The sequence below is a fragment of the Rhizobium sp. YS-1r genome, assembly GCF_000757525.1.
Classification (GTDB): Bacteria; Pseudomonadota; Alphaproteobacteria; order Rhizobiales; family Rhizobiaceae; genus Neorhizobium; species Neorhizobium petrolearium.
In genome coordinates, this window is sequence record NZ_JPYQ01000056.1 from 729309 (window position 1) to 754283 (window position 24975).

The window sequence follows — 24975 nt, forward strand, 5'->3', positions numbered from 1 at the left end:
CCATCCGCGTGCATTAGGCATCACTTTTCAACCACTTGCCAGTGGAGCGGGAACATCGGATCGAAAACCGTGATCGGTCCGGCACCTGTTTCCCGCTTTGGGGGGAAATTGGCCGGTTCATCCCGCTTCTCAAGCGTGATCGTCTCCTCGTTCGGCTTCAGGCCATACCAGGCAGGGCCGTTGAGTGACGTGAAGGCCTCCAGCTTGTCGAGCGCATTCTCTTCTTCGAACACATGCGCCAGACAGCTCATCGTGTTGACCGAAGTATAAATGCCGGCACAACCGCAGGCGCATTCCTTCAACGGATCGACATGCGGGGCGGAATCCGTACCCAGGAAGAAGCGCGCATCGCCGGAGGTCGCGGCAGCGCGGAGCGCCAGCCGGTGGTTCTCACGCTTGGCGACCGGCAGGCAATAATAGTGCGGGCGGATACCGCCGACGAGGATGGCATTGCGGTTGATGATCAGGTGATGGGTGGTGATCGAGCCGGCGAGATTGCCCTTCGACGACTTGATGTAGTCGATACCATCCGCCGTCGTCACATGTTCCATGGTGATCTTCAGTTCCGGCAAGCGCTTGCGCAGCGGATCGAGTACCGTCTCGATGAAAACCGCCTCGCGATCGAAGATGTCCACCTCCGGCGTCGTCACCTCCCCATGCACGCAGAGCGGCAGGCCGATCTTCGCCATGCGCTCCAGAACTGGCATCGCGTTGTCGAGATGGCGCACGCCGCCATGGGAATTGGTCGTCGCGCCCGCAGGATAAAGCTTCACCGCGGTGATGAGGCCACTCTTCTTGCCCTCCTCCACATCGTCCGGGTCCGTATGCTCAGTCAGGTAAAGGGTCATCAGCGGCTCGAAGCGATCGCCGTTCGGAAGCGCGGCGATGATACGGTCCCGATAAGCCCTGGCATCCGTGGTCGTCACAACCGGCGGCACCAGATTGGGCATGATGATGGCGCGAGCGAAATGCCGGCTCGTATCGCCGATCACCCCTTGCAGGATCGCGCCGTCGCGCAGATGCAGGTGCCAGTCATCGGGGCGGCGAAGCGTGAGCGTTTTCATGAAAAGCTTCCGAATTGATCTATCTCAACCGCATACCACCAACGGCTCATCCAAAACAATCCGATGGGATGAGTGAAACCGTCCAGGACATCTCATCTGCCAAATATCAGGCTTCACGGAAATGTGCAGGATAAGAGGACCGATCGTGGAACGAAAGCTCAGGACAAGCGGAACCTGCGCCCGCCAACAGCGTTCGTTAACCAATCTGAGGAATCTCTGAGTCGGAGTACATACGATGAAATCCCAGGCATCCAAAGTCAACAGGGGATTTGCAATTGCCACAGGTACCGCCATCGCACTTTGCGCATTGGCGGTTTCCCCGGGTGCCGAGGAACAAGCCAGCCTGCAGCTCGCGGCGGCCGTGCAGACGGAATGCGACCGGCTCGCCGGCAGCCCTTACGACCAGCAGCGCAACAGCGAATTCGCGCCGGTCGGCATCGATGATATCGACGGTTCTGCCGTCAATGCCTGTCGGATGGCCTATGACGCAACCGGCAATCCACGTTTTGCCTATCAGCTCGGCCGTGCGCTCAACAAAATCCAGCAGCCTGACCACGCGATGAGCGCGTATAATGCCGCCGTCCAAGCGGGCTATCCGGCCGCCAAGGTGAATTTCGGCATGCTGATGGGGCGGCTCGGCGACGAACAGGCAGAATTTCAGCTTTACCAGGAAGCCGCTCTCAGCGGCAACGTACTTGGTGCTTACAATCTCGGCGTCGCTTATCGCGACGGCCTCGGCACCAAGCCGGATGTGAGCAAAGCGCTGCAGTGGTTCGAGAAGGCTGCAGCCGAAGGCGATGATACCGCCGCGTTCAATGTCGGCGCGATCTACGATGAAGGCCAACTGGTTCCGCAGGACGACCAGATGGCGATCGCCTGGTATGATCTTGCCGCCCAGCGCGGCAATACCGATGCGATGGTCAATCTCGGCCTGATGTATGAGGCCGGCGAAGGCATCGCGGCCGATGCCAAGAAGGCTGCCGAAATGTATCGCCAGGCCGGCGAAGCCGGCGACCTCTTCGGCGCCTACAAGTTCCTGCAGATGCAGGAACTTGGCATCGTTCCGGCACCGAGCGATCCGTCCATGCCGGAAGGCGTGAACTCGCTTGTCCTGAAGCCGGGCGATGTGGAAACGCCCACGACCGTGGCCAAGGAAATCTAAAGTTCAGATTTCCGACCTTAGATTTCTCCGGCCGACGGTCCCCAAACGTCGGTCATGGCAAAACCATCCGCGAGTGGATCGAACGGGTCAAGCGCCACCTGATGCAGGCCAAACGTAAAACCACGACCGGCGATTGTCGGAATGATCGCCGGTTTTCCCGCAACCGTCGTTTCCGCCGCCAGCCCCACCTCGAATTCCGAGCCGATGATGGAGCGCGACTTGAAGACGTCGCCGAGCCTCACCTTGCCACGGGCATGCAAGGCGGCCAAGTTGGCGGAATTGCCCGTTCCGCAGGGCGAGCGATCCGCCCGGCCCGGCCACATCGTGGTGCAGGTGCGTACCGTGCCATCGGCTTCAGTATCGCGGAACATCACATAAGCAACGCCGGAGATCGCCGGGATTTCAGGGTGAACGACGGGTATCTGCCTGTTGATCAGGTCCTTGAGCACCATGCCCGCCTTGACGAGCGCCGCGGCGTTGCCCTTCTCGATCGCCAAATTGATCTGAGCGACATCCACCAGCGCATAAAAAATTCCGCCATAACAGAGATCGAGCCTGATCCCGCCCCATTCCGGCGTATCGAGCCGAACGTCGAGTTCGTGCACGAAGGAGGGCACCATCGTAAGCTTGACCTTTTCGCAGCGTCCGTCCCGGCAAGAGGCTGTCGCCTTGACCAAGCCGGCCGCCGTTTCCAACGTCACGACGGTTTCCGGCTCCTTCATCTCGACAATACCGGATTCCAGAAGCGCCGTCGTGACGCAGATGGAGTTCGAGCCGGAGCTCGCATGCGCCTGGTCGGGCTGCAGGATGATAAAGGCGGCGTCCGCATCCGGATGTTTTGCCGGCAGCAGCAGGTTGACGGAGCCAATCGGCGCGCCGCGCGGTTCGAGGCAGAGGAAACGGCGAAGCTCCTGCCCCTTGGGATCGGTGTTCAGCCAGTGAAGCTGGGCGGCGATCGTCTCGCCGGGTATCTTCGGCACGCCGCCGATCGCGACCTTGCCGATCTCGCCTTCGCAATGAACGTCCAGAAGCTGGATCGTGCGCTTCCATCTCATTCCGGGATGCTCCAATCAAACGTGGCGGGTAATGCCGCCATCGACGCGAATGTTCTGGCCGGTGATGTAGCCGGCGCCGTCCGACAGGAGGAAGGCAGCCGTCTTGGCGATCTCCTCCACATGGCCGATACGCTTCATCGGGACCTTATCGGCGGTCTCGGGTTTGTGGTTCAGGCTGTCGATATAGCCGGGTAGAATGCAGTTCATGCGGATGTTGTCCGCCGCATAGCGGTCTGCATAGAGCTTGGTGAAAGCTCCGGCTGCCGCACGGTAGGTACAGGAAACCGGGAAAACCAGCGAAGGCTCATAGGCAGCAAACGTGGTGATGTTGACGAAGGCGCCCTTGCCCTGCTTCAGCATCACCGGTGTCACGAGGCGGGCCATACGCACCAGCGACAGGATCATCATGTCGGAGCCGAGCGTCCAGGCTTCATCGGTGATGTCGAGCAGATCACCCTTCGGCGGATGGCCGGTATGGTTCACGACGGCGTCGATGCGGCCGTAGGTCTTCATCGCAAGGTCGAAAATTGCCTGAATGTCTTCGGCCTTTTCCGCCACACCGCGGGATGCTACGCCTCCGAGCTCGGCTGCCAGGATCTCGCAGCTTTCCGATGGTGACATCAGAGCCAGCCTGTAACCTTGAGCATTGAGTTCCCGCGCTATCGCTTCGCCCATGCCGCGTCCGCCGCCGGTGATCAGCGCCACCTTTTCCGTCTCAGCCATCGGAACCTCCCTGAAGATTTTGCCGGCGATCAGCCAGCCTCCGCGAACAGGTATATCAGCGCGTCGGTTTTGCCTACTGTCTTCAGCGAAGCCAGAGATAACCGAGGCTCAGCTTCGTGTTGCCGTCACTATAATAATAGGGAAGCGAAAGGGATTGGGGGGGCGACGGCGTCAGCCCCAGGACGTTCACGGACGAAAGGTCGATCGGCGGTGTGCCTGCGGTCTTCCCGCCATCAACCCATATGGCCAAGACCGGTGCCCTCATAGCATCCGGTGGCGGAAAGCCCTCGATCGGCTGCTCGGAATTGATGACGGGCACGTCGGGAAACTGCAGCCGCATATTGCCGGCAAGATGCATACCGCCAGCGACGATCAATGCGGGTCGTTGTTCAGCATTCAGCACTTCCGCGACGGATGCGAAGGGATAGTTTATCCGTGAATAAGAGCCCGTCAGCCCGCTGGTCAGTGTCTTGCCCGCCAGCGGAACCAGGGTGACGGCCATGATGACAACGAAGACAGGCACGAAGCGTCCGAGGTTCGCTCCGGTATCCACACCCGACCGCTCCAGCTTCAGAAGCAGATAAAGCGGCAGGGCAAACAAATAAGGATCGAGCCAGCGCTCGGTGATCTTGGTCGTTCCCGTGACCAGGATCACGCAGACAACGCCCAGGAGTGCGACCAGCATCATCCGTCCGAGCAGACGCGTCCACCGATCCCCAGCCCTCAAGGCAGGGCGAAAATCCTTCTTGAAGGCGACCGCGAAGATGACAACCGTCAGAGCTCCGAAGGCGATACAGGCGAGGACGAGGGAACTGAACGCCCTGGCAGCGCGGGCGGCTCCATGGGGAGCGTTGGCTTCCACCATCTTGCCGATCGTACCGTTCGTTGCGAGATCGATATTGCCGACAAGCCAGAGCGCATGCGGGAGAATGATGGCCAGGCCAACAACGGCGGTCAGAAGCACGCGCTGATCGAACAGGCGACCGCGCCACTCGCGATCACAGAATACCGCAACGACCGTCGCCGCCGGCAGCAGAACGAAATTGTATTTCGAGATCATACCGATGCCGATTGCAATTCCGAGGATCACGTAGCCAATCCAGTCCGGGTGCCTGAGCGTGCGGAAAAGACCATAGAGGAACAGCGAGGTCGCCATCAGCACCGCGACCGTATGGGTGAGATCCTGCTGCGGCATGTAGGAGACCTGCGGCAGAGTAACCAGGCTCAGCATCGCCATCGCCACGACGGCGGGACGCCGATCGAGCTCGCGCGCCGCCAGGCCGAAGAACACGTAGCATAGGAACAGCATGAGGAATTTCGGGAGCATCAGGGAAAACAGCGAAATCCCCATGACGCGAACGAAGGCATTCTGAACCCAGTTGTAGAAAGGCGGCTGCGGTCCGTAACCGGCAAGCCAGTATTGCGAGAACAGCGACTGTTCGGCCTCGTCGAGGGTCAGCGAATTCGGCAGTATCAACCGGACGGCAATGCTCAGGGCAAAATAGATGCCGAGAAACAGCGCGTTCGCCCACAGGCCCCGCGAGAGAAATCGCGTCAGGCGGCCGGGCTCTTCCAAATCTTCGCGCGCGAATATCGCGCCGCTCTCACGATCCATTTCCGTTCCTCGTGGAAGACGACATCCTTCAGCACGTGACACGGCGCACGGCACGGATCAATAACAAACTGGCGACGGCCGGACCTTGGATATAGATCACCAACTGTCGAGAAAAATGGCGCACCGGAGCTCAAGAAGGATAATTTCTGCTACGCACTTCCCCAGCCTGGTGTTCGCCGATGTGCAAAATCACGTGGGGCTCGATGCTGTTCGAATACCGGGGCTTCGATCGTCCTACGTCTTCAGCGCCACCCCGATGCGGCAGAAGGCCGCGATCCCATCAGAACAGGCTTGGCATCTTGCCTCTCGACACATTGTTTGATCTATCGCAGGGAGCGGACGATGAGACGCTCCTAGAAATGGAAGCGGTTCGCGGCATGGGTATACGATGGAATCTCGCCTGACCTTCATCGAGCGATTGCTGGTGCGCATTGTCTGCGTGCTTGCACTTGTTATGGTCGGTTTCGGGCACAAGGCCCCAAGCCTGGATTCCACATGGGCCGCCGCAGAGGTTGCCCAATACACCTTGCCGGATGGCAACTTGCCCACCCTTTGCGTGACTGTCACCGATGATGAGGGCGGTGGCAGCGGCAAACACGAATCATTCAAACCCACGGGCTGCGAAGCCTGCCGCCTCTCGGCATCGGTGCTTTTGCCGAATCCGACCGACATGGTCGGGACCATCACGCGCTTCATTCCGGCGGCACGACAGCCCCAGCGCGACGAGACGTCCCCTCCCCGCCTCTTTCCGCCCAATACCGGCCCGCGGGCCCCTCCTTCCATGATGAGCATCGCCTAGCAGCTCCGAGCTTTTTGCTCAAAGCTGTCGGCGTGGTTCGCGTCCTGCGCTCCATCACAAGGGCCTTTGCCCGGGCGTGCCGGACTTCATCACCGTCTTCTGGAAGAAACCAATGTTCAATCTCGTTCGCCGTGCCATGCGCATGGCCAAGCCCGCTGCCCTGTCCGGCATTCTTTGCCTCGGAGCCATCCCGGCAGCGCATGCAGACATCCAAATCACAGACGTGCTCGGACGGCGCGTCATGCTCGAAAAGCCCGCGCAGCATGTGATGCTCGGCTTCTATTTCGAGGACTATATCGCCATCACCGGTCCGACCGCGATCGGCCGGCTCAAGGCAATCTCACTCAACTACTGGAAAGGCTATCGCCCTCTGCAATACGAAGCCTATCTGAAGACTACGCCGAAAATCGCTGAGCTGATCGATGTCGGAGACGCGGACGCCGGAACCATGTCGGCAGAAAAGATCATCGCCTCGCGGCCGGACGTCGTGATCCTGTCGGCTGGACAGTACAAGTACCTCGGTGCAGCCGCTCAGACGATCGAGCAGGTGGGCATCCCGCTTGTCGTGGTCGACTACAATGCCCAGACGGTCGAGAAACATGTCGCCAGCACGCTTATCATCGGGAAGGTGATGGGGGCCGAGGAGCGCGCCGAAGAACTGGCCGAACAGTACAAGGCAAAAGTTGCCGACACCCTTGCCCGGGTAGAACGAGCATCCAAAAACGCGAAGCCGAAGGTCTATGTTGAATTGGGCCAGAAGGGCGCGGCCGAGTTCGGCAATTCCTATGGCCAAGGCATGTGGGCGGGTGTCGTGGATGCCGCCGGCGGGCGCAACATCGCTGCCGGACAGATTGCAAGCTGGGGTCCGCTGAACCCGGAATACGTTCTTTCGTCGAAGCCGGATGCAATCTTCATCACGGGTTCTGAATGGACCAGCCTTTCGAACGCGGTTTTGATGGGCTTCAACATCCCGCCGGACGTCACCCGCACGCGCGCCGAGCCATATATCGGACGCGCCGGATGGCTGGACCTTCCGGCAGTGAAGAATGGCGAGGTCTATGCCATCTATCACGGCGGCACCCGCACACTCTATGACTATGCATTTCTGCGCTACATGGCCAAAGCGCTTTATCCGGAAGCTTTTCGGGACGTCGATCCTGCGGCAGAACTCTCTGCCTATTACCGGGCTTATCTGCCGGTGAAGCCCGACGGGACCTTCATGCTGAAGCTCGGGCAAGACAAATGACCATCGTTCCTGCACTACAAGGGCAGAACCTGCACGCTCTTTACCGAAAGAGCCTGCAGAGGCGGCTCTGCCTCCTCACCGGCTGCGTCGTCACCCTGGCCTGTCTGATAGCGGTCGATCTGGTGACGGGACCGTCTCCCCTCTCTGCCAAAGAGGCATTCGCCGCGCTGTTTGCCGGCCCCGCCGGTGACGACCGCACAGCGGCGGCCATCGTCTGGTCGATCCGACTTCCCATGACCATCATGGGAGCGCTGGTTGGGATGGGCCTTGGTATCGCAGGCCTTCAGATGCAGACGATCCTCGACAACCCGCTTGCCAGCCCCTTCACTCTCGGATTTTCGGCGGCTGCGGGATTTGGGGCCGCGCTCGCCATCATGTTCGGCGCGGCAGTGCCGATCGTCTCCTGGATCATCGCGCCGCTATCCGCCTTCGCCATGACGCTCGTTGCATGTGCGCTTGTTTACTTCATCGCGCGGCTGCGCGGAGCCAATGCCGAAATACTCGTGCTGGCCGGCATTGCCGTGATGTTCATGTTCCAGGCATGCCAGTCGCTGCTGCAATATCTCGCCGAGCCGGAAGTGCTGCAGCAGATCGTATTCTGGCTGTTCGGCAGCCTGCTCAAATCCACTTGGACAAGCGTCGCCGTCATCGTCGTCATTCTTCTCGGCAGTATTCCGTTTCTGGCGCGCGACGCCTGGCGGTTGACGGCAATGAGGCTTGGCGATGCCCATGCGACCAGCCTGGGCACCGATATCCATGCGCTACGCCGCCGGACATTCCTTGTGATCGCCATGCTGACGGCGGCCTCCGTAGCCTTCGTGGGAACGATCGGCTTTATCGGCCTCGTCGCCCCGCATGCCGCACGCGCCATGGTCGGTGAAGATCAGCGCGTGCTGCTGCCGGCCTCTGGGCTGATGGGGGCAATGCTGCTGGCCGGCGCGTCGATCGTCTCCAAAATCCTCGCGCAGGGCGCAGTAATCCCCGTCGGCATCGTCACGGCCGTGGTCAGCGTTCCAGTGCTCTTCGCATTGATCATGCGGCGCAATGCAGGAGGCTTGCGATGAGCCATGCTCTGGTTCTCGAAAATGTCCGCGTATCGCGAGGCGGTGCCGAGATCATCAAGGGTGTCTCTGCCGAGTTTCCGGCAGCGGGCATTACCGCTATCTGCGGGCCTAACGGTGCCGGCAAGTCCACCTTGATGGCTGCGGCCGCCAACCTGCTTCCGCATGATGGCAAGACTACGTTCAATGGCCGCCGACCGAATGCGACCGAACTTTCCTTCATGCCGCAGGCCCTTGGCCTTCGCGCCCAGCTTTCGGTTCTCGAAGTCGTGCTGCTGGGACGGCTCGACAAGCTGGGTTGGTCGCTTCGTCCCGCAGACATAGACGCCGCGGATGCGGCAATGGCTGCGGTCGGCATAACAGAGTTTGCGGCACGAAGGGTAGACACCCTGTCAGGCGGACAGCAGCAGCTCGTCCTCCTCGCGCAGCGGCTCATTCGACGGCCGGAAATTCTTCTTCTGGATGAACCGACCAGCGCACTCGATCTGCGCCGACAACTGCTTGTTCTGGATATTTTGAAGACCTACGCGGAGGAAAATGGAGCTGTCGTCGCGGTGGTATTGCACGATCTCTCTTTGGCCGCACGCTACAGCAGCAATCTTCTGATTCTTCATGAGGGCCGGAGCGCCTGCCTTGGCCACCCGTCGCATGTGCTGGATGAACCCCTCATCCGCTCGGTCTACGGAGTCGATGCGGAAATCCTGTTCACATCCGGCGGAACGCCGGTCATCGCCCCGCTCAGCCCGTCCGAGACCCCGAGGACGAAGAGTCTCGATAAGTTCCCATATCGACAAGAGACGAACGGGTTGCGCTCAACTTAAGATTTAAAGCGGCAACCTTGGGGATGGCCCGGCCAGTGGGCCATCTCATGTGTCATCATGTTATGGGTCATCTTCCCCGGGCCGAAGCCCTAGAAAAGCGTGACACCAGCGGTGAGCGACGCCACAATGCCGATCAGGACAAATTCCATGTCCTGTCTTCCTTTCACAATCGACCTTCGCTATCGTGAACCGATATCATGTACCGATCGCTCCGCGAATCAGGAAGGCAGATGGCATGACAGAGAGCCAGTCGAAAAACGCCTTGCCCGAGAAACGGCATTCGCTGAAAATGGAGCACCACGATCTCCTCTCCGGCCTTGTGCGCCTGCATGTGCTCCATCATGCAGCCGAGCATGAGATTTACGGCCAGTGGATGATCGATGAACTGGCGAGCCACGGCTACCGCCTGTCTGCCGGCACGCTCTATCCGCTGCTGCACAAGATGACACACGATGGCTACCTCACCGCACGCGAAGAGCGCGCCGGACGCACCGTGCGCAAGCTCTATTCCATTACCGACAAAGGGCGCGATGGCCTTGCTGTGGCCAAGCAGCGCATCCGTGAATTTACGGGGGAGGCGATGAAAAGATGACGGATACGACGACGAGCCAAGATGAAAACCAGAGCACCCGAGGCTCGGCCGGCGAGGTTTTCGCAGCTTTCCTCAAGCTCGGCCTCACCTCCTTTGGCGGGCCAATCGCGCATCTCGGATACTTTCGCGACGAACTGGTTCTGCGGCGCAAGTGGATCGATGACAAGGGCTATGCCGACCTCGTGGCGCTCAGCCAGTTCCTGCCCGGTCCGGCATCGAGCCAGGTCGGTTTCGCCCTGGGGCTTTTGCGCGGCGGGCCGCTCGGCGCGCTTGCCGCCTGGACGGCCTTTACCTTGCCGTCGGCCATTCTGCTCGTCCTCTTCGCCTACGGCGCAGCGGCATTCGGCGGACCGATCGGCGGTGGCATCATCACCGGCCTCAAGATCGTCGCTGTCGCCATTGTCGCCCAGGCCGTCTGGGGCATGGCGAGGAACCTCTGCCCGGACCGCGAGCGGGCCACCATCGCCCTCGGTGCGGTGCTGATCATCGTTCTCGTGGCGGGTGCGCTCGGGCAGGTGGCGGCGATCGCTGCCGGTGCCGTGGGGGGCCTTGTCTTCTGCCGCAACCATCAGGCGGAGATCACCCGGCACATCGAATTCCCCGTTTCGCGATTGTTCGGGGCGATTTCGCTCTCGCTCTTCATCGCTTTGCTCGTCGGACTGCCCATCGTCACCTCCGCCACGTCTTCGCAAGGTTTCTCCGTCTTCGACTCGTTCTACCGCGCGGGCTCGCTGGTCTTCGGCGGCGGACATGTCGTATTGCCGCTTCTCGAAACGGAGGTCGTTCAACGCGGCTGGGTCAGCCACGACCAGTTTCTTGCCGGCTACGGAGCGGCGCAGGCCGTGCCTGGGCCGCTCTTTACCTTTGCTGCCTATCTGGGAACTGTTTTGGAGCAGGCCCCCAACGGTTTCGCCGGAGCGGGCATTGCGCTGATTGCCATCTTCCTGCCGGGCTTTCTGATCGTGCTTGGCGTTATTCCGTTCTGGGACAGCTTCCGCAAACGCGAAAGCGCGCAAGCCCTCATGCGCGGCGCCAATGCCGCCGTTGTAGGCATTCTCGGCGCGGCACTTTACGATCCCGTTTTCACCAGTGCGATTGTCGGTCCGCGCCAATTTGCGCTGGCGCTGACCTGCTTCGTGCTGCTGATGGCGTGGAAGGCCGCACCCTGGATCGTCGTGCTCGTCGCTGCGGCGGGTGGCGTGCTGATCGGTATGGGCTGACATCAACCCGCTGCCGGAAAGCGTTCGGAAGCCCTTCGCGCACTGCGCCGCGACGGCCTCGAACGATAGAACGCAGTACGGCCCGCAGCAGTAGGCCACGATCCCTTGGCCGGGAGGAGCCTGTCGGGTTTCGGAGGCGAAACTGTAAAAGCAGTCATACCCACATTCAGTGAACAAAACCGAATTTCAGCTTCCGAAAATACCTCTTGGAAACCTGTCGCAAAAGTCAGTCGCATAACGCTGACTTTTGCGAGAGATTCTTGCGACGGAGATTGCAGCGATTTCTCAGTCCCGCCGATTTCGTCGCCAGTGTCAGGAATTACGCAACACGACAGCTACAGGCTCGCCTTGTGGGAAGCTGACAACCCGCTTTGGTAGAGGCCAGTCCGCTACAGCTTCCAGCTCGCCGTTCCCGTCAACATCGGCGTTCTTGAGCCGTGAAGCGAGTTGGTCGAACGTTGTCCGCGCCTGCTGCGACAACTCGGTTGAACCGGGGGAAAGGTTCTTTGATAGACCCCAGTAATCCCACGGTTTCAGTTCCAGCTTACGCAGGGCTGCGATTTCTCGAAGCAGGCTTCCCGCGACGAACCACTCTCCCCCAAGGTTGAGGCTTGACACGCCAAATCGTGAGGCAATCGCAGGCTCGTCTTTGATCCTGAACCATGCCTCGCTTGCTGTTAGGAACCGCTCGCGCGGCACGTCCAAGGTATCGAAAGAAACTCCCCCGATAGCCGCAAACTCCACATCAAGCCGTTTCCAACGCCCGCCGTCATGCCATTCGCAAAGCCAATGATCTTCCCAATGGCCAGGCACCAGATAATCGGCAAACCCGACACGGAGGCGAGCCGGGATGCCGCGCTCACGAAATCGACTAACCGCCAGTATAGCGAAATCCCGGCATACGCCGCCGACCTTGTGCTGTGCGGAATCGCCTTCCAGCAAATTGCGTTTTACGGCGACAGACAGAATCTCTGTCACCGAACGAAGCTCCAGATCGGCGGCCTGTTCAGGTGTGAAGCCACGTTCTTCGGACTCAGCCCCGCGAGGATGCTGCATGAATGAGCTAATCCACCGGGCAATTGACTTAGGCTCGACGCCACCGCGCATCAATGTTTCGCGATACGGCCCAGGTTCCGAGTAGATGCTTTGGGAAGCATAGAAGGATTTGCGCATTGCTGTCTCTTTCCAGTTGAGATTGAGACACGACAAGGAGGGCAAATTTTCAAAAATTGTCAATCGGGCGCTTGTCACAAAAGTCCCGGGTTTTTGAACCGGTCTTCCGCCTGGATTTTGCGATGTCGCAAAATAGGGAGGTTTGCAACTACGGAATAGGCCATTCGAAATGGAGTCGTTCGTTCGCGCTACAAAGAACGCCGCCGCTCTCCGCCGTTGCAAAGAATTCGGCCCTGTTGGGGCGAACGGTGGCTTACGGACGCTAGAATGTCCGAAACGGGGCGCTTAGTTGCAGTTCAAAAATCTCGGCGCAACTTTTGCGCGTAAATCGCCAATCTACCGGACGCAATTCAAACTTTTTCACCGCCACGCCGCCGTTTCTACGCTTTTCTGCGCACAGGCTATGCTCCACCTGATGCAAGGCGTAAGTTCGGCAGTTATCGCGTGCTGTGGAGGGCAATCGGCGGTAGTTGGCGCACCCGAAGAGATTCGAACTCCTGACCCCCAGATTCGTAGTCTGGTGCTCTATCCAGCTGAGCTACGGGTGCGTAAGCAAGCAGTGCGTCACCGCTTGCGTGGCGATCCTCTAATGGGTGCTGCGAAGGATTGCAAGCGATTTTACCGCGGGCCACGTCATTTTACTGTCACTTCTCGCTCAAACCGTTGAGAAGCAACATTTATTTGCGTCAGGCCCGAGCCCGGTAGTCTTCCAGCGAGACCGGGCGGTCGGGAATTTCGATCCTGAACTGCGTGCCAGGACCGGGTTTTTCCACAAGCGCGATCGTGCCGCCATGCGCCAGAACCAGTTCGCGGGCGATTACCAGGCCGAGGCCGGTGCCTCCTGAACGGGCGGAGCCGCGGAAGGCCGCGAACAGATTCTCGCGCGCCTTGCGCGGCATGCCGGGGCCGGTATCGTCGATCATAATGCTGACCACGCTGCCCACCCGATGCGCCGAAACGGAGATCCGGCGGACCATGGACGCATCCTGAGGGTCAAAGGTCGTAAGCGCCTGCACGGCATTGCGGCAGAGATTGTGGATGACCCGGAAAAGCTGCTCACTGTCGCAATCCACCTCCAGGTCGGCCGCCACCTGCTCCTGGAATTCGATACCCGCATCCGGATCGATAGCCAGGATATCGCGTACTTCCTGGCAAAGATCGGCGAGCCGGATGCGCCGGCGGCGCGGCGCGGCTTCGGAAGCCTGACCGTAGGCAAGCACCTCACTCGTATAGCCCACGGCACGATCGATCGTGCGCAAAAGCTTCGGGGCGAAACTCCGCACCATCGGATCCTCGACGTCCGTCAGCCGGTCGGACATCAGTTGCGCAGACGCAAGGATGTTGCGCATGTCATGGTTGATCTTCGAAACGGCAAGGCCGAGATCGGCAAGATTCTTCTGCTGCTTCAGTGTGCGTTGCAGTTGCACCTGCATCGCGGTCAGATGCCGGCCTGCCACCGCAAGTTCGCCGCGCGAGCGGTCGGGGGCGAAGACACGGGCAGGATCCTCCGGCTGCTCGGAAAAGCGCTGCATGCTATGGGTGAGCCGCCGGATCGGCAGGATCATCATGCGGTTGATGGCGAGGAAGATCAGAACCGCTGTGAAGAGCGAGATCAGCAAGGAAATCAGAAACATCATCTTTGAATATTTCAGCATGTCCTTGCGCAGCGCGCCATCCGTCATCACCAGCTCGATGACCATGTCGCTCTCGCCGATCGGACCATAGAAACGCATTACGCGGCCGCCGCCGAACAGGAGCGTGTCGAGCGCATCGCGCATGGACGCAAGCATCGGCGTATCGGAGAGATCAAAGACCTCATCCACCTGCGGCGGCACATCGGTTGCAGCAAGCAGCCGCGAGGTGCCGTCCTTGCGAAGCGCGATCACCTTGGTGCCGGTAGCAAGCAGCGTATCGTCCTGAACGGCGCGGGGAAGCTCGGCCGACTGCAGGCCGTCGATGACGATGCCGGCGGCCGCAGCCGTATCCAGTTTATCGCGCAGCCAGTTCATCCGCATATTGGCGACGGAGGGCACGAAGATCAGCACTTCGGCGAGCATGACGAAGATGACGGTAAGCCAGAGAAGCCGGCCGGACAGGCCGCGGAAAAGGCGCGGCATCGGCTCCAGGCCCGCGCCCTCCGGCGAGGACCCCGAGCGTCCCGAGGTGTGAACCTCGCCGTCCATGCGGGTCTCCATTTCCGAATTTCGATCCCGACCGGCACCAATATCAGCCGATTTCGGTAATTCTCTATTTTAAGCCTTCGATGCCAATTTACCAGCCCCTTCACCGCAGCGCAAAAAGAAAGCGGAGACGTTTCCGTTTCCGCTTCCTGATCTGGTTGATTTACGCAGCGTGGATCAGAATTCCTCCCAATCTCCCGCCGCCGGGGCCGCTGCGGCACTGCCGCCGAAAGCGCGTTTCAGCGCACCCGCCATTGCCTTGACAGGGGAAACGCGCGGACTGTGGGTCGAGGCAACTGCAACCGGCCGCGGCGCTCCGGCACTTGCACCGGTCCTTTCGGCACCGTCGCCGATGTTGAACTGGGACAGGAGAGCAAAGAGGCTATCGGCTTCCGAAGAGAGCTTCTGGGTCGCCGCCGAAGTCTCTTCCACCATGGCGGCGTTCTGCTGTGTTACCTGATCCATCTGGTTGACGGCGGTATTGACCTCCGCAAGGCCGGTTGCCTGCTCACCGGAAGCGACCGCGATCGAATGGATATGATCGTTGATCTGCAGCACACGCGTTTCGATTTCGGAGAGGGCGTCACCGGTCTTCTGCACCAGATCCACGCCCACCGCCACCTCGCCGCCGGACTTGCTGATCAGCGCCTTGATGTCCTTCGCGGCACTTGCCGAGCGTTGTGCGAGTTCACGAACTTCCTGGGCCACGACCGCAAAGCCCTTGCCGGCCTCGCCGGCACGTGCTGCCTCAACGCCGGCATTCAGCGCCAGAAGATTGGTCTGGAACGCGATTTCGTCGATGACGTTGGTGATCTGGGCGATCTCGCGGGACGCCTGCTCTATGCGGCCCATCGCCTCGACGGCGCTGCGGACAACTTCGCCGGACTGCGCCGCACTCTGCTTTGCCTCGCCCACCATGACGGTAGCTTCCTGCGCGCGTTGCGTGGACGTGCGCACCACCGCGGTAATCTGATCGAGCGCTGCGGACGTCTGTTCCAACGCAGCCGCCTGCCGCTCCGTGCGTTTGGAGAGGTCGTTGGTCGCATTGCTCAGCTCTGAAGCGCTGCCGTTCATCGAGCCGGTCGCGACGCGGACATTGCTCATGGTGACGCGCAACGTTTCCATCGTGCCGTTGACGTCGCGCTGCAGCTCTGCGAACGCACCCTTGAAGTTGCCGTTCATGCTGTCTGTGAAATCGCCGGCGGCGAGGCTCTTCACAACCCGGCACGTCTCTGAAATGCCTGTATCGACGCTCGCCAGCAAATGGTCGACAGTGCGGGCAAAATGATCGAGGCTTTCCTCGCCCCATTGCTTGTCGATGCGGTGGGTGAAGTCGCCTTCGGCGGCGGCGGCCACCACAGTCGACATGCGAGCCTGCAGATCGTCGCTCTTGGCCCGCATGGTCGCCTCCGAGGCATTCATACGCGCGACCTCGATACCGTTCTTGCGGAAGATCTCGATTGCTGCCGCCATATCGCCGATTTCGTCAGCGCGGCCCGCTCCGGAAACCTGCGCATTGAAATCGCCGGCAGCAATCTGCTTCATCGCTTTCGTCAAGTTCATGATCGGATGGCTGAGCTGACGCCGGCCAAGATAGAGTCCGAAACCCGCACCGGCCGCGACGCCGGCAACGGTAATGGCAGATACTAGGATGAAGAGCGTGCGGGTGAAATCATTGAGTTTCTGATCCACCTCGTCGAGCAGCGCCTGGTCTGTCTTGACGACTTCGTCGATCTCCACCTGATAGGCCTTGCGGTTGTTGCGATTGGCCTCGTTGTTGCCCTGCTCGTTTGCCGCCGCGGGACTGACTTCGCGCCCAAGGCGCGCAGTCTCGGTCCTGAAGGCGGTGAATTCTTTCGACCGGGCAAGCAGCTTGTCGAATACGGCCCGCTCGTCCGCGGGAACGATCTTGTCCCAATCCGTAAGGAGTTGTTCCATCTCCTTGAGATAACCGAGGATGCCGTCACCGAATTTCTTGGCTTCCTTGGTATCCTTCGACATGTAGACGCCGCGGGAATCCATGACGACAGCCGTTACGAGACGGTTCAAATGCTCGCCCTTTTGCGCGCGATCAGCCGCCAGCTCATATTCGTCCATCATGGTACGATATTCCGTCATGGCAAATAGCGACATGCCGCCGATAAAGCAGGCCACGAGGCTCATGAACCCGACGAGGAGATTGATTTTCCCGCGAATTTTCATTGCTTTCCTTCCAGACCCGGGTGGATTCCAGGGAAATGCAACTGTTCAGCAGTTCCTCCCCTATCCCGATATGCTAAAATTAGCTCTCATCAATTAAGAAATACTTGAAACTCCTCTTGAAACGAAAACAATCGCGACGGGTATAATTTTCCAAAATCACTCCTGATTGCAAAACAGCTTGCCATTCCTCGCCTTGGTCTTCTCCGCTCCTGAAATTATTGCATTTCAATTCGGAAAAGCTTGAATAACCGGAGAAATTCGGAATGGTTAACAGGATGCCTTGCAATTTTATCCTTTGAATCCGCAGCAAAAAGGGATGCCTCTCCCCAGGCTGCGATCAAAAAGCCCGCCGTGATTGACTTTTCCGGCAAAGTCCTCTTATAAGCCGCGCACGTTCAGCTCCGGCGGGCTTGCACGCATGCAGCCGGCTATGCGGAACGTTTTTTCCGAAGCGCTCTTGCTCTCTTTCACGGGGGCAAAATCCAAGAAGGGCCGCACACCGCGGTATTAAAATAAATGAAGCGTACCTACCAACCGTCCAAGCTTGTTCGCAAGCGTCGTCACGGATTCCGTGCCCGCATGGCCACCAAAGGCGGCCGTAAGGTTCTTTCCGCACGCCGCGCCCGTGGCCGCAAGCGTCTCTCGGCCTAAGGCCGAGCTGCCCGAGGCAACCGGGCGATGATGACGGAGACCAAGATCAAGAAAACTGTCGGGCGACTGAAAAGTCGGCCGCAGTTTCTTGCTGTCCGGGAGGGCGAAAGTCGTCGTGGCCGAACCTTCCTTCTGGAAGTGCTCGATCGCCATGTGCCGGACGAGCAGCCGCGCGTCGGCTTCACCGTCACCAAGAAACAAGGCAACGCCGTCGAACGCAACCGCATGCGCCGACGCCTCAAGGAGGCGGTGAGGCAATCTGCCGGATTTGCAATGAAGAACGGACACGACTATGTGATTGTCGCGCGGAGGGAGGTGCTGGCGGTTCCCTTCGCTGATATGACGGCTCAGCTCATCGAGCGTATTGAAGGCAGGCCGAAACCGAAGCGGTCCGAGGAGACCCGTTCCAGGAAAGCATGATGGAAAAGAACCGCAATTACTTCATCGCGATCGCGCTCTCGGTGCTGATCGTCCTTGCCTGGCAGTTCCTCTACATGAATCCGAGGATGGAAGCTCAGCAGCGCGCCGAAGAGGCCCGCCGTGCGCTGCAGGGCGAAACCGCCCAGACCACCTCCCCGGAAAGCCCCGGCGCCCAAAGCGGATCGAGTGCGCCCACGGGTACCTTGCCAGGAGCCGCCCCAGGGCAGACGACCGTCACTCGCGAACAGGCGCTTGCCAAATCGCAGCGCGTCCAGATCGAGACGCCAGCCCTCACCGGTTCCATCAACCTGACCGGCGCCCGTTTCGATGATCTGAAGCTGCGCGAATACCACGAGACCGTGGACGACAAGAGCCCGATCATCACGCTGTTCTCGCCCTCCGATACGAAGGATGGCTACTTCGCCGAAGTCGGCTACGTCCCCAATGAATCGATAGGAACAGTGCCCGGTACGAGCACCCAGTGGACGCTCGCAAGCGGCGACAAGCTGACCCAGCAGACGCCTCTGACGCTCTCCTTCACCAACGACAAGGGCATCACCTTCACCCGCACGATCTCGGTCGACGACCACTACATGCTGACGGTCGTGGATAGGGTTGACAACAAGACCAGTGCGCCGGTGACATTGACGCCCTATGGACGCGTCATCCGCAACAACAAGCCGGCAACGCCTTCCGTCTGGGTCATTCACGAGGGCTTCATCGGCGTGATGGGCGAAAGCGGCTCGCTCAGCGAGCACACTTATTCCAATATCGAAGAAGAACAGTATACCAACGAGAAAGCGACCACCGGCTGGTTCGGCATCACCGACAAGTATTGGGCCGCGACCATCGCTCCCCCTCAGACGCTGCCCTACGTTACGCGCTTCTCGCATTTCACCGGCGGACAGGCGAGCTACCAGGCGGATTACAAAGGCGACGACCTGACGGTGCAACCCGGCCAGTCGACCGAGCTCAAGAACCTCGTGTTTGCCGGCGCCAAGGAAGTGCCGCTGATCTCGCGCTACGAAACGGAATACGCCGTTCCGCAGTTCAATCGCCTGATCGACTGGGGCTGGTTCTACTTCATCACCAAGCCGATGTTCCAGCTGATGGACTTTTTCTTCCGTCACGTGGGCAATTTCGGCGTCGCGATCCTGCTCACCACCATCGTCGTCAAGGCGCTGTTCTTCCCGCTCGCCAGCAAGCAATACGCCTCCATGGCCAACATGAAACGCATGCAGCCGAAGATGGAGGAGCTCAAGGCCAAGTTCGGCGACGACCGCATGGGCCTGCAGCAGGCGATGATGGCCCTCTACAAGGAGGAGAAGATCAATCCGATTGCCGGCTGCTGGCCGGTGCTCCTGCAGATCCCGGTCTTCTTCGCGCTCTACAAGGTCATCTACGTAACGATCGAGATGCGTCACGCGCCCTTCTTCGGCTGGATCCAGGACCTTTCCGCGCCCGACCCGACCTCGCTCTTCAACCTGTTCGGCCTGTTGCCCTACGACGTGCCACACTTCCTGTTGATCGGCGTCTGGCCGCTCGTCATGGGGGTCACCATGTTCCTGCAGATGCGCATGAACCCGACGCCACCGGACCCGACCCAGGCGATGATCTTCACCTGGATGCCGGTCGTCTTCACCTTCATGCTGGCATCCTTCCCGGCCGGCCTCGTCATCTACTGGGCCTGGAACAACACGCTGTCAGTCACGCAGCAGGCGATCATTATGAAGCGCCACGGTGCCAAGGTCGAGCTCTTCGACAACCTGAAGGGTCTCTTCCGACGAAAACCGGCGGCTTCGAAGTAACATCAGAAAACCCCGGTTCGCCGGGGTTTTCTTTTTCGGCAATAGGCAAATATCCTCCATAGCTTGACATTGGCCGGCAAAACCCGGAAGCCGTGTCGCTTCGATCAAGACAGGACCGACAGAACCGATGCCCGCAGACAGGAACATGGACGACAAGCCGCTTTTCGGCCGCCCCTGGATCTTCATCCGCGGTGTGCCGTCGATGAAATTCCTTCCCCCGGAGGGCCCGCTGGAAGTGGCTTTCGCCGGACGCTCCAATGTCGGCAAGTCGTCGCTCATCAACGCGCTCGTAGGCCATAAAGGGCTTGCCCGCACCCCCAACACGCCGGGCCGCACCCAGGAACTCAACTATTTCGTTCCGGACGGCTATTCCGGCGAAGGCACGGACCTGCCGCCGATGGCGCTGGTCGACATGCCGGGCTACGGCTATGCGCAGGCGCCGAAGGAACAGGTCGACGCCTGGACCAAGCTCGTCTTCGATTACCTGCGCGGGCGCGCCACGCTGAAGCGCGTCTATGTGCTGATCGACAGCCGCCACGGCATCAAGAAGAACGACGAGGAAGTGCTTTCCCTGCTCGACAAGGCCGCCGTCTCCTACCAGGTCGTGCTGACGAAGACCGACAAGATCAAGGAACCGGCTGTCGCGAAACTGATCGCGGAAACGACGGAAAAGATCCGCAAGCGACCGGCAGCCTACCCGCTCGTTCTTTCGACGTCATCGGAAAAGGGCCGCGGCCTCGATGAACTGCGCCAAGCCATCACCGAAACGGTCAGCATGCCGGCCTGATGGCCTCGAAACTTCGGCCATGATTATTTCCTCTGTCAAAAACATGCGCTAAAAGGCCCCACTCACTTCATGGGGAATCCGATGACCGCTTCCGATAGCGAACTTCAGGCCAAGCTTCTGGCCCAGGCGCTGCCCTATATGCAGCGTTACGAGAACAAGACCATCGTCGTGAAATATGGCGGCCACGCCATGGGCGACCCGGAACTCGGCAAGGCGTTCGCGGCGGATATCGCGCTTCTCAAGCAGTCGGGCGTCAACCCGATCGTCGTCCATGGCGGCGGCCCGCAGATCGGCGCGATGCTGACCAAGATGGGCATCGAATCCAAGTTCGAAGGCGGCCTGCGCGTCACCGACGCCAAGACCGTCGAGATCGTCGAAATGGTGCTCGCCGGCTCGATCAACAAGGAGATCGTCGCGCTGATCAACCAGACCGGCGAATGGGCGATCGGGCTCTGCGGCAAGGACGGCAACATGGTCTTCGCCGAGAAGGCCAAGAAAACCGTCATCGACCCGGACAGCAATATCGAACGCGTTCTCGACCTCGGCTTCGTCGGCGAAGTGGTTGAAGTGGACCGCACGCTGCTCGACCTGCTCGCCAAGTCGGAGATGATCCCGGTCATCGCGCCCGTCGCTCCCGGCCGTGACGGCGCCACCTACAACATCAACGCCGACACGTTTGCAGGCGCCATCGCCGGCGCACTGAACGCGACGCGCCTGCTCTTCCTCACCGATGTTCCGGGCGTGCTGGACAAGGACAAGAACCTCATCAAGGAACTGACCGTCGCGCAGGCACAGGCGCTGATCAAGGACGGCACGATCTCCGGCGGCATGATCCCGAAGGTCGAGACCTGCATCGAAGCGATCAAGGCAGGCGTACAGGGCGTCGTCATCCTGAATGGCAAGACCGCCCATTCCGTGCTGCTCGAAATCTTCACGGAGCGTGGCGCAGGCACGCTGATCGTGCCCTGATCCCGAGGCGCTTCAAGGCTCAGCCCGCGGCGGAAAAGACCGCCGCGGCGTCCTCCTTCAGCTTCGCCATCATCGCGCGATAAGGCCCCGGACCGTAACTCACCCGGCCGACACCGAGTTCGCCAAGCCGTCTCGGTTCCGGAACGCCCGGCATCATCATGATGTTGACAGGCACTGGCGACGCTTCGCAGAGCGTGCGGATCAGCTCTTCATCCGCCAGTCCTGGTGCGAAAAAGCCGCTGGCGCCGGCCCCGGCATAAGCTTTGGCGCGTTCGATTGCCTGATCGAGAAGGCCTGCATGCTTCGTCCGGTCGCCCTCCTGCAGGAAAAGATCGGTGCGGGCATTGATGAAGAAAGGTATATCAAGCGCGTCCGCAAATGCCCTTATGGCGCGGACGCGTTCCGCCTGCACCTCGATGGCGTAGACGCCGCTGCCGCCAACGACCTGATCCTCGAAATTGATGCCGATCGCGCCGGCATCGATGACCTTGCCGACATTCCGCGCAAGCTCGGCCGGTTCTTCCGCGTAACCGCCTTCGAAATCCACCGACAAAGGCACATCGACCGCCGCAGTGATCGATTTCACGGTCGCAAGCAATGCTTCCATCGGCAGGTTCTCGCCGTCGGCATACCCTTGGGCCGCCGCGACCGACCAGCTTCCGGTGCCGAGCGCCCTGGCGCCGGCATCTGCCACAGCCTTGGCCGTGCCGGCGTCCCAGATATTGTAGATGATGACCGGATTGCCCTTTTTGTGAAGTGCGCCGAAAGCGGCCGCCTTGTCCTTCTGAGACATCAAATGATCCTCCCGTTAAGGACACTACCCTAACCGGATTCGATCACTATTGCCGCCTGAAATCGGGCGCCGATTACGAGAAAAGCAACCCGAGGATGCCGCAGACGATCAGCAAACAGCCGATCACCTCCATACGGTTCACCCGCTCGTGGAAGAGGAAATAGGAAGCCATGAAGGTGAAGACGAGTTCGATCTGGCCGAGCGCGCGCACATAGGCAACCTGCTGCAGCGTCATCGCCGTGAACCAGCCGGCCGACCCTACGACACCGGCCAGCCCCACCAGCGAAGACGAGCGCCAGGAGAGAAGCACCTGGACGATCTCGCGCTTGTCCTTCCACACCATCCAGACCAGCATGAAGGCCGTCTGGAAGGTCGTGACGCAGGCGAGCGTTACCGCCGCCTCCATCACCGGCCCCGGCCCGCCGAGGGAGAGCGACGCGCTACGATAGGCCACGGCCGAAATGCCGAAGACGGCGCCCGAGGCGATGCCGATCAGCGCCGTGCGGCCGGTCAGCGCGACCAGTGTATTGCGCCAGGAAAGCAGCATGCGTGCCATGGAAATCATCATCACGCCCAGGACGCCGACGATGATCGCCATGACGGCGCCGGGTGTCAGCTTCTCCCCGAGCAGGATAAAACCGAAGATCGCTGCCTGCACCGGCTCCGTCTTGGAATAGGCCGTGCCGACGGCGAAATTCCGAAGCGAAAAGAGATGCACCAGCATGATCGTCGCGAAGATCTGCGCCAGCCCGCCGATAACGGCCCATGCCGCAAAGGTCCAGTTCGGCGCAGGAAACGGATAGTCGGCAAGATAATGCAGCGCCAGCACATAGAGGATCGCCACCGGAAACCCGTAGCCGAAGCGCACGAAACTTGCCCCGCGCGTGCCCAGCGAACCCTGCAGATGCTTCTGCAAGGCGGAACGCAGGTTCTGCAGGAAGGCGGCGGCAATGGTGATGGGGATCCAGAGTTCCATATCGTGGCGGTATCATGCCCGCTCATCTACCGCCAAGGCCGGATTCGGCTGAAACCGGTCGTCTTTTTCGATTTTCTTTATCGGCCCGGCGGTGCATAAAACCGGCATGGACAAGAAACCCAAAACCTCTCCCGATCCCATCGATTTCGACCGCATCCGCGACTGGGTGTTCGATCTCGACAACACGCTTTATCCGCATCACGTCAATCTGTTCGCGCAGATCGACAGGAACATGACGACCTATGTGCAGGAACTGCTGCAGTTGGAACCGGAAGAGGCCAGGGCGCTGCAGAAGCGCTACTACCACGAGCACGGCACCACGCTGCAGGGCCTGATGCTGCACTACGGCATCGATCCGGACAGCTTCCTTGAACGGGCGCATGCCATCGACTATTCGGCGCTCCTGCCCAATCCGGAGCTCGGCGAGGCGATCAAGGCGCTTCCCGGCCGCAAGTTCATCTTCACCAATGGCAGCGTGCCGCATGCGGAGGCCGCCGCGCGGGCGCTCGGCATCCTCGACCATTTCGATGACATCTTCGACATCGTCGCTGCCGATTACGTGCCGAAGCCGGCAGGCGCTACCTATGACAAGTTCGCGAGCCTGCATCGCGTCGACACGAGGAACGCGGCGATGTTCGAGGACCTGCCGCGCAACCTGCAGGTGCCGAAGACCCTCGGCATGCGCACAGTCCTTCTCGTGCCGCGCAATCTCGATACGGTTCTGATGGAACGTTGGGAGAAGCTGAGCGACGAGGACGATCACATCGATTATGTGACTGACGACCTTGCCGGCTTTCTCGGCGGTCTGCGTACGAGCTAGAGTCTTATTCGCCTTACCAAAAGTTCATCCACCTTACGGATGTTTAAGTAGCTTTAACCGGGGCCGGGACCTACCTTCAAGCTATTGAAGTAACCGGAAAGGACCCCTCGATGACCGCGAAGAAAATCGTTTTGGCGACCCTTAGTGCCGTCTTGGTCGCAGGAGCCGCTATCCCGGCTCTCGCGGCACCAGGGCGCGATGGACCTGGCCGTCCCGGCGGTCCCGGCCGCGCAATGATGCAGGACGTGATGTTCGTCCGCCTGCTCAAGAACGCCGACACCGACAAGGACGGCAAGATCTCCAAGGATGAAGTGACCGCCTTTCAGGACAAGCTGTTCACCCAGATCGACGCCAACAAGGACGGCTCGCTGACACGTGGCGAGATGCTCGACTACCGCCAGGCGAGGATGGAGGAGTTCCGCAAGAACAATCCGCCGCCGGAACAGGCCGATAATGGTGACGACCAGCCGCAGGACCGGCGGGATCGCATGGCCGAGAGGCGCGACGATCGCCGTGACGGGGACCGCCAGGCATGGAACCACCACGGCTGGGGCCATCACGACCGGGATCGCCGTGAAGCCCGCTGGGACGGGCCGCGCCATGGCGGCATGATGCGCGGCGGTTTCTTCCGCATGGTCGATGAAGACAATGACGGGAAGGTCACCAAAGCTGAAGCCACTACGGCAACCGACAAGCTGCTTGTCCGCATGGACACGAACAAGGACGGAATGATCTCCATCGACGACCTGCCGGACCGCCCCCTCTAGTTCTCCGCCCCCTTTAGAACTAGTACCGGCTGTCGTCTCAAAGGACCCGCCTCTTCCGCCAGAGAGGCGGG

General features: G+C 60.3%; 23 protein-coding genes and 1 tRNA gene. 14 read left to right on the plus strand and 10 right to left on the minus strand.

The annotated features are described in order from the left end of the window. Positions 1 to 20: 20 nt before the first annotated feature. A complete protein-coding gene (pyrC, locus tag JL39_RS29150) occupies positions 21 to 1064 on the minus strand; it encodes a dihydroorotase (RefSeq protein ID WP_037159068.1) in 1044 nt (347 codons plus the stop codon). Between the two features lie 235 nt (positions 1065 to 1299). Here pyrC and JL39_RS30695 point away from each other — a divergent pair, with 235 nt between their 5' ends. Continuing rightward, on the plus strand, positions 1300 to 2226 hold the full coding sequence (locus JL39_RS30695) for a tetratricopeptide repeat protein (RefSeq protein WP_052183172.1): 927 nt from the start codon (positions 1300 to 1302) through the stop codon (positions 2224 to 2226). Between the two features lie 17 nt (positions 2227 to 2243). Here JL39_RS30695 and JL39_RS29160 read toward each other — a convergent pair whose 3' ends face one another. The 3 genes from JL39_RS29160 to JL39_RS29170 form a co-directional block, all read right to left on the minus strand. After that, complete coding sequence (locus tag JL39_RS29160) at positions 2244 to 3281, minus strand: 4-hydroxyproline epimerase (protein ID WP_037159071.1); 1038 nt, start codon at positions 3279 to 3281, stop codon at positions 2244 to 2246. A gap of 15 nt (positions 3282 to 3296) precedes the next feature. Beyond that, positions 3297 to 4004, minus strand: a complete 708-nt coding sequence (locus JL39_RS29165; RefSeq protein WP_037159073.1) for an SDR family oxidoreductase — start codon at positions 4002 to 4004, stop codon at positions 3297 to 3299. Between the two features lie 82 nt (positions 4005 to 4086). After that, the gene (locus JL39_RS29170) at positions 4087 to 5619 is read right to left on the minus strand and encodes a glycosyltransferase family 39 protein (RefSeq protein ID WP_081953028.1); all 1533 of its coding nucleotides are present in this window, start codon (positions 5617 to 5619) and stop codon (positions 4087 to 4089) included. Between the two features lie 388 nt (positions 5620 to 6007). Here JL39_RS29170 and JL39_RS29175 point away from each other — a divergent pair, with 388 nt between their 5' ends. The 6 genes from JL39_RS29175 (at position 6008) to chrA (ending at position 11358) form a co-directional block, all read left to right on the plus strand. Next, complete coding sequence (locus JL39_RS29175; protein WP_037159074.1) at positions 6008 to 6418, plus strand: hypothetical protein; 411 nt, start codon at positions 6008 to 6010, stop codon at positions 6416 to 6418. Between the two features lie 112 nt (positions 6419 to 6530). Then, positions 6531 to 7664 carry an ABC transporter substrate-binding protein gene (locus tag JL39_RS29180; RefSeq protein WP_200884023.1) on the plus strand — a complete coding sequence of 378 codons (1134 nt, stop codon included), beginning with the start codon at positions 6531 to 6533 and terminating at the stop codon, positions 7662 to 7664. Then, positions 7661 to 8728 carry an iron ABC transporter permease gene (locus JL39_RS29185; protein WP_037159076.1) on the plus strand — a complete coding sequence of 356 codons (1068 nt, stop codon included), beginning with the start codon at positions 7661 to 7663 and terminating at the stop codon, positions 8726 to 8728. Before JL39_RS29180 ends, JL39_RS29185 begins: the two co-directional genes overlap by 4 nt. After that, positions 8725 to 9546 carry an ABC transporter ATP-binding protein gene (locus JL39_RS29190; RefSeq protein WP_052183173.1) on the plus strand — a complete coding sequence of 274 codons (822 nt, stop codon included), beginning with the start codon at positions 8725 to 8727 and terminating at the stop codon, positions 9544 to 9546. The genes JL39_RS29185 and JL39_RS29190 overlap by 4 nt, the downstream gene beginning before the upstream one ends. A gap of 289 nt (positions 9547 to 9835) precedes the next feature. Further along, positions 9836 to 10138: a PadR family transcriptional regulator gene (locus JL39_RS29195; protein ID WP_037160027.1), complete on the plus strand. Its 303-nt coding sequence runs from the start codon at positions 9836 to 9838 to the stop codon at positions 10136 to 10138. Continuing rightward, on the plus strand, positions 10135 to 11358 hold the full coding sequence (gene chrA / locus JL39_RS29200) for a chromate efflux transporter (RefSeq protein ID WP_037159078.1): 1224 nt from the start codon (positions 10135 to 10137) through the stop codon (positions 11356 to 11358). The genes JL39_RS29195 and chrA overlap by 4 nt, the downstream gene beginning before the upstream one ends. A gap of 312 nt (positions 11359 to 11670) precedes the next feature. On the opposite strand, the gene JL39_RS29205 is transcribed toward chrA, so the two are convergent. The 4 genes from JL39_RS29205 to JL39_RS29220 all read right to left on the minus strand — a co-directional run bounded on the left by JL39_RS29205 (position 11671) and on the right by JL39_RS29220 (position 16913). After that, positions 11671 to 12531, minus strand: coding sequence for a transglutaminase-like domain-containing protein (locus tag JL39_RS29205; RefSeq protein WP_037159081.1), 861 nt, complete (start codon positions 12529 to 12531; stop codon positions 11671 to 11673). 471 nt (positions 12532 to 13002) lie between these two features. Then, positions 13003 to 13079 (minus strand) — tRNA-Arg (locus JL39_RS29210). A gap of 138 nt (positions 13080 to 13217) precedes the next feature. Continuing rightward, complete coding sequence (locus JL39_RS29215) at positions 13218 to 14648, minus strand: HAMP domain-containing sensor histidine kinase (protein ID WP_227705061.1); 1431 nt, start codon at positions 14646 to 14648, stop codon at positions 13218 to 13220. Between the two features lie 240 nt (positions 14649 to 14888). Further along, positions 14889 to 16913 carry a methyl-accepting chemotaxis protein gene (locus JL39_RS29220; RefSeq protein WP_037159087.1) on the minus strand — a complete coding sequence of 675 codons (2025 nt, stop codon included), beginning with the start codon at positions 16911 to 16913 and terminating at the stop codon, positions 14889 to 14891. 516 nt (positions 16914 to 17429) lie between these two features. On the opposite strand from JL39_RS29220, the gene rpmH reads away from it, so the two are divergent. The 5 genes from rpmH to argB all read left to right on the plus strand — a co-directional run bounded on the left by rpmH (position 17430) and on the right by argB (position 21548). Continuing rightward, the gene (rpmH, locus tag JL39_RS31385) at positions 17430 to 17564 is read left to right on the plus strand and encodes a 50S ribosomal protein L34 (RefSeq protein WP_081953029.1); all 135 of its coding nucleotides are present in this window, start codon (positions 17430 to 17432) and stop codon (positions 17562 to 17564) included. Between the two features lie 30 nt (positions 17565 to 17594). Further along, on the plus strand, positions 17595 to 17984 hold the full coding sequence (gene rnpA, locus JL39_RS29225) for a ribonuclease P protein component (RefSeq protein ID WP_037160030.1): 390 nt from the start codon (positions 17595 to 17597) through the stop codon (positions 17982 to 17984). Beyond that, positions 17984 to 19792 carry a membrane protein insertase YidC gene (gene yidC, locus JL39_RS29230; RefSeq protein ID WP_037159090.1) on the plus strand — a complete coding sequence of 603 codons (1809 nt, stop codon included), beginning with the start codon at positions 17984 to 17986 and terminating at the stop codon, positions 19790 to 19792. The genes rnpA and yidC overlap by 1 nt, the downstream gene beginning before the upstream one ends. 127 nt (positions 19793 to 19919) lie before the next feature. Continuing rightward, a complete protein-coding gene (gene yihA / locus JL39_RS29235; RefSeq protein WP_037159092.1) occupies positions 19920 to 20579 on the plus strand; it encodes a ribosome biogenesis GTP-binding protein YihA/YsxC in 660 nt (219 codons plus the stop codon). Between the two features lie 81 nt (positions 20580 to 20660). Beyond that, complete coding sequence (gene argB, locus JL39_RS29240) at positions 20661 to 21548, plus strand: acetylglutamate kinase (protein ID WP_037159095.1); 888 nt, start codon at positions 20661 to 20663, stop codon at positions 21546 to 21548. Positions 21549 to 21567: 19 nt separating this feature from the next. Here the strand turns inward: argB and JL39_RS29245 are convergent, their stop codons facing one another. After that, positions 21568 to 22341 carry an isocitrate lyase/phosphoenolpyruvate mutase family protein gene (locus JL39_RS29245; protein ID WP_037159098.1) on the minus strand — a complete coding sequence of 258 codons (774 nt, stop codon included), beginning with the start codon at positions 22339 to 22341 and terminating at the stop codon, positions 21568 to 21570. A gap of 73 nt (positions 22342 to 22414) precedes the next feature. Further along, positions 22415 to 23317, minus strand: coding sequence for a DMT family transporter (locus JL39_RS29250; RefSeq protein WP_037159101.1), 903 nt, complete (start codon positions 23315 to 23317; stop codon positions 22415 to 22417). A 106-nt stretch (positions 23318 to 23423) separates the two neighbouring features. On the opposite strand from JL39_RS29250, the gene JL39_RS29255 reads away from it, so the two are divergent. Both JL39_RS29255 and JL39_RS29260 read left to right on the plus strand, forming a co-directional pair. Beyond that, positions 23424 to 24137, plus strand: coding sequence for a pyrimidine 5'-nucleotidase (locus tag JL39_RS29255; protein ID WP_037159103.1), 714 nt, complete (start codon positions 23424 to 23426; stop codon positions 24135 to 24137). Between the two features lie 110 nt (positions 24138 to 24247). Continuing rightward, the gene (locus JL39_RS29260) at positions 24248 to 24904 is read left to right on the plus strand and encodes an EF-hand domain-containing protein (protein ID WP_037159106.1); all 657 of its coding nucleotides are present in this window, start codon (positions 24248 to 24250) and stop codon (positions 24902 to 24904) included. Positions 24905 to 24975 lie beyond the last annotated feature (71 nt).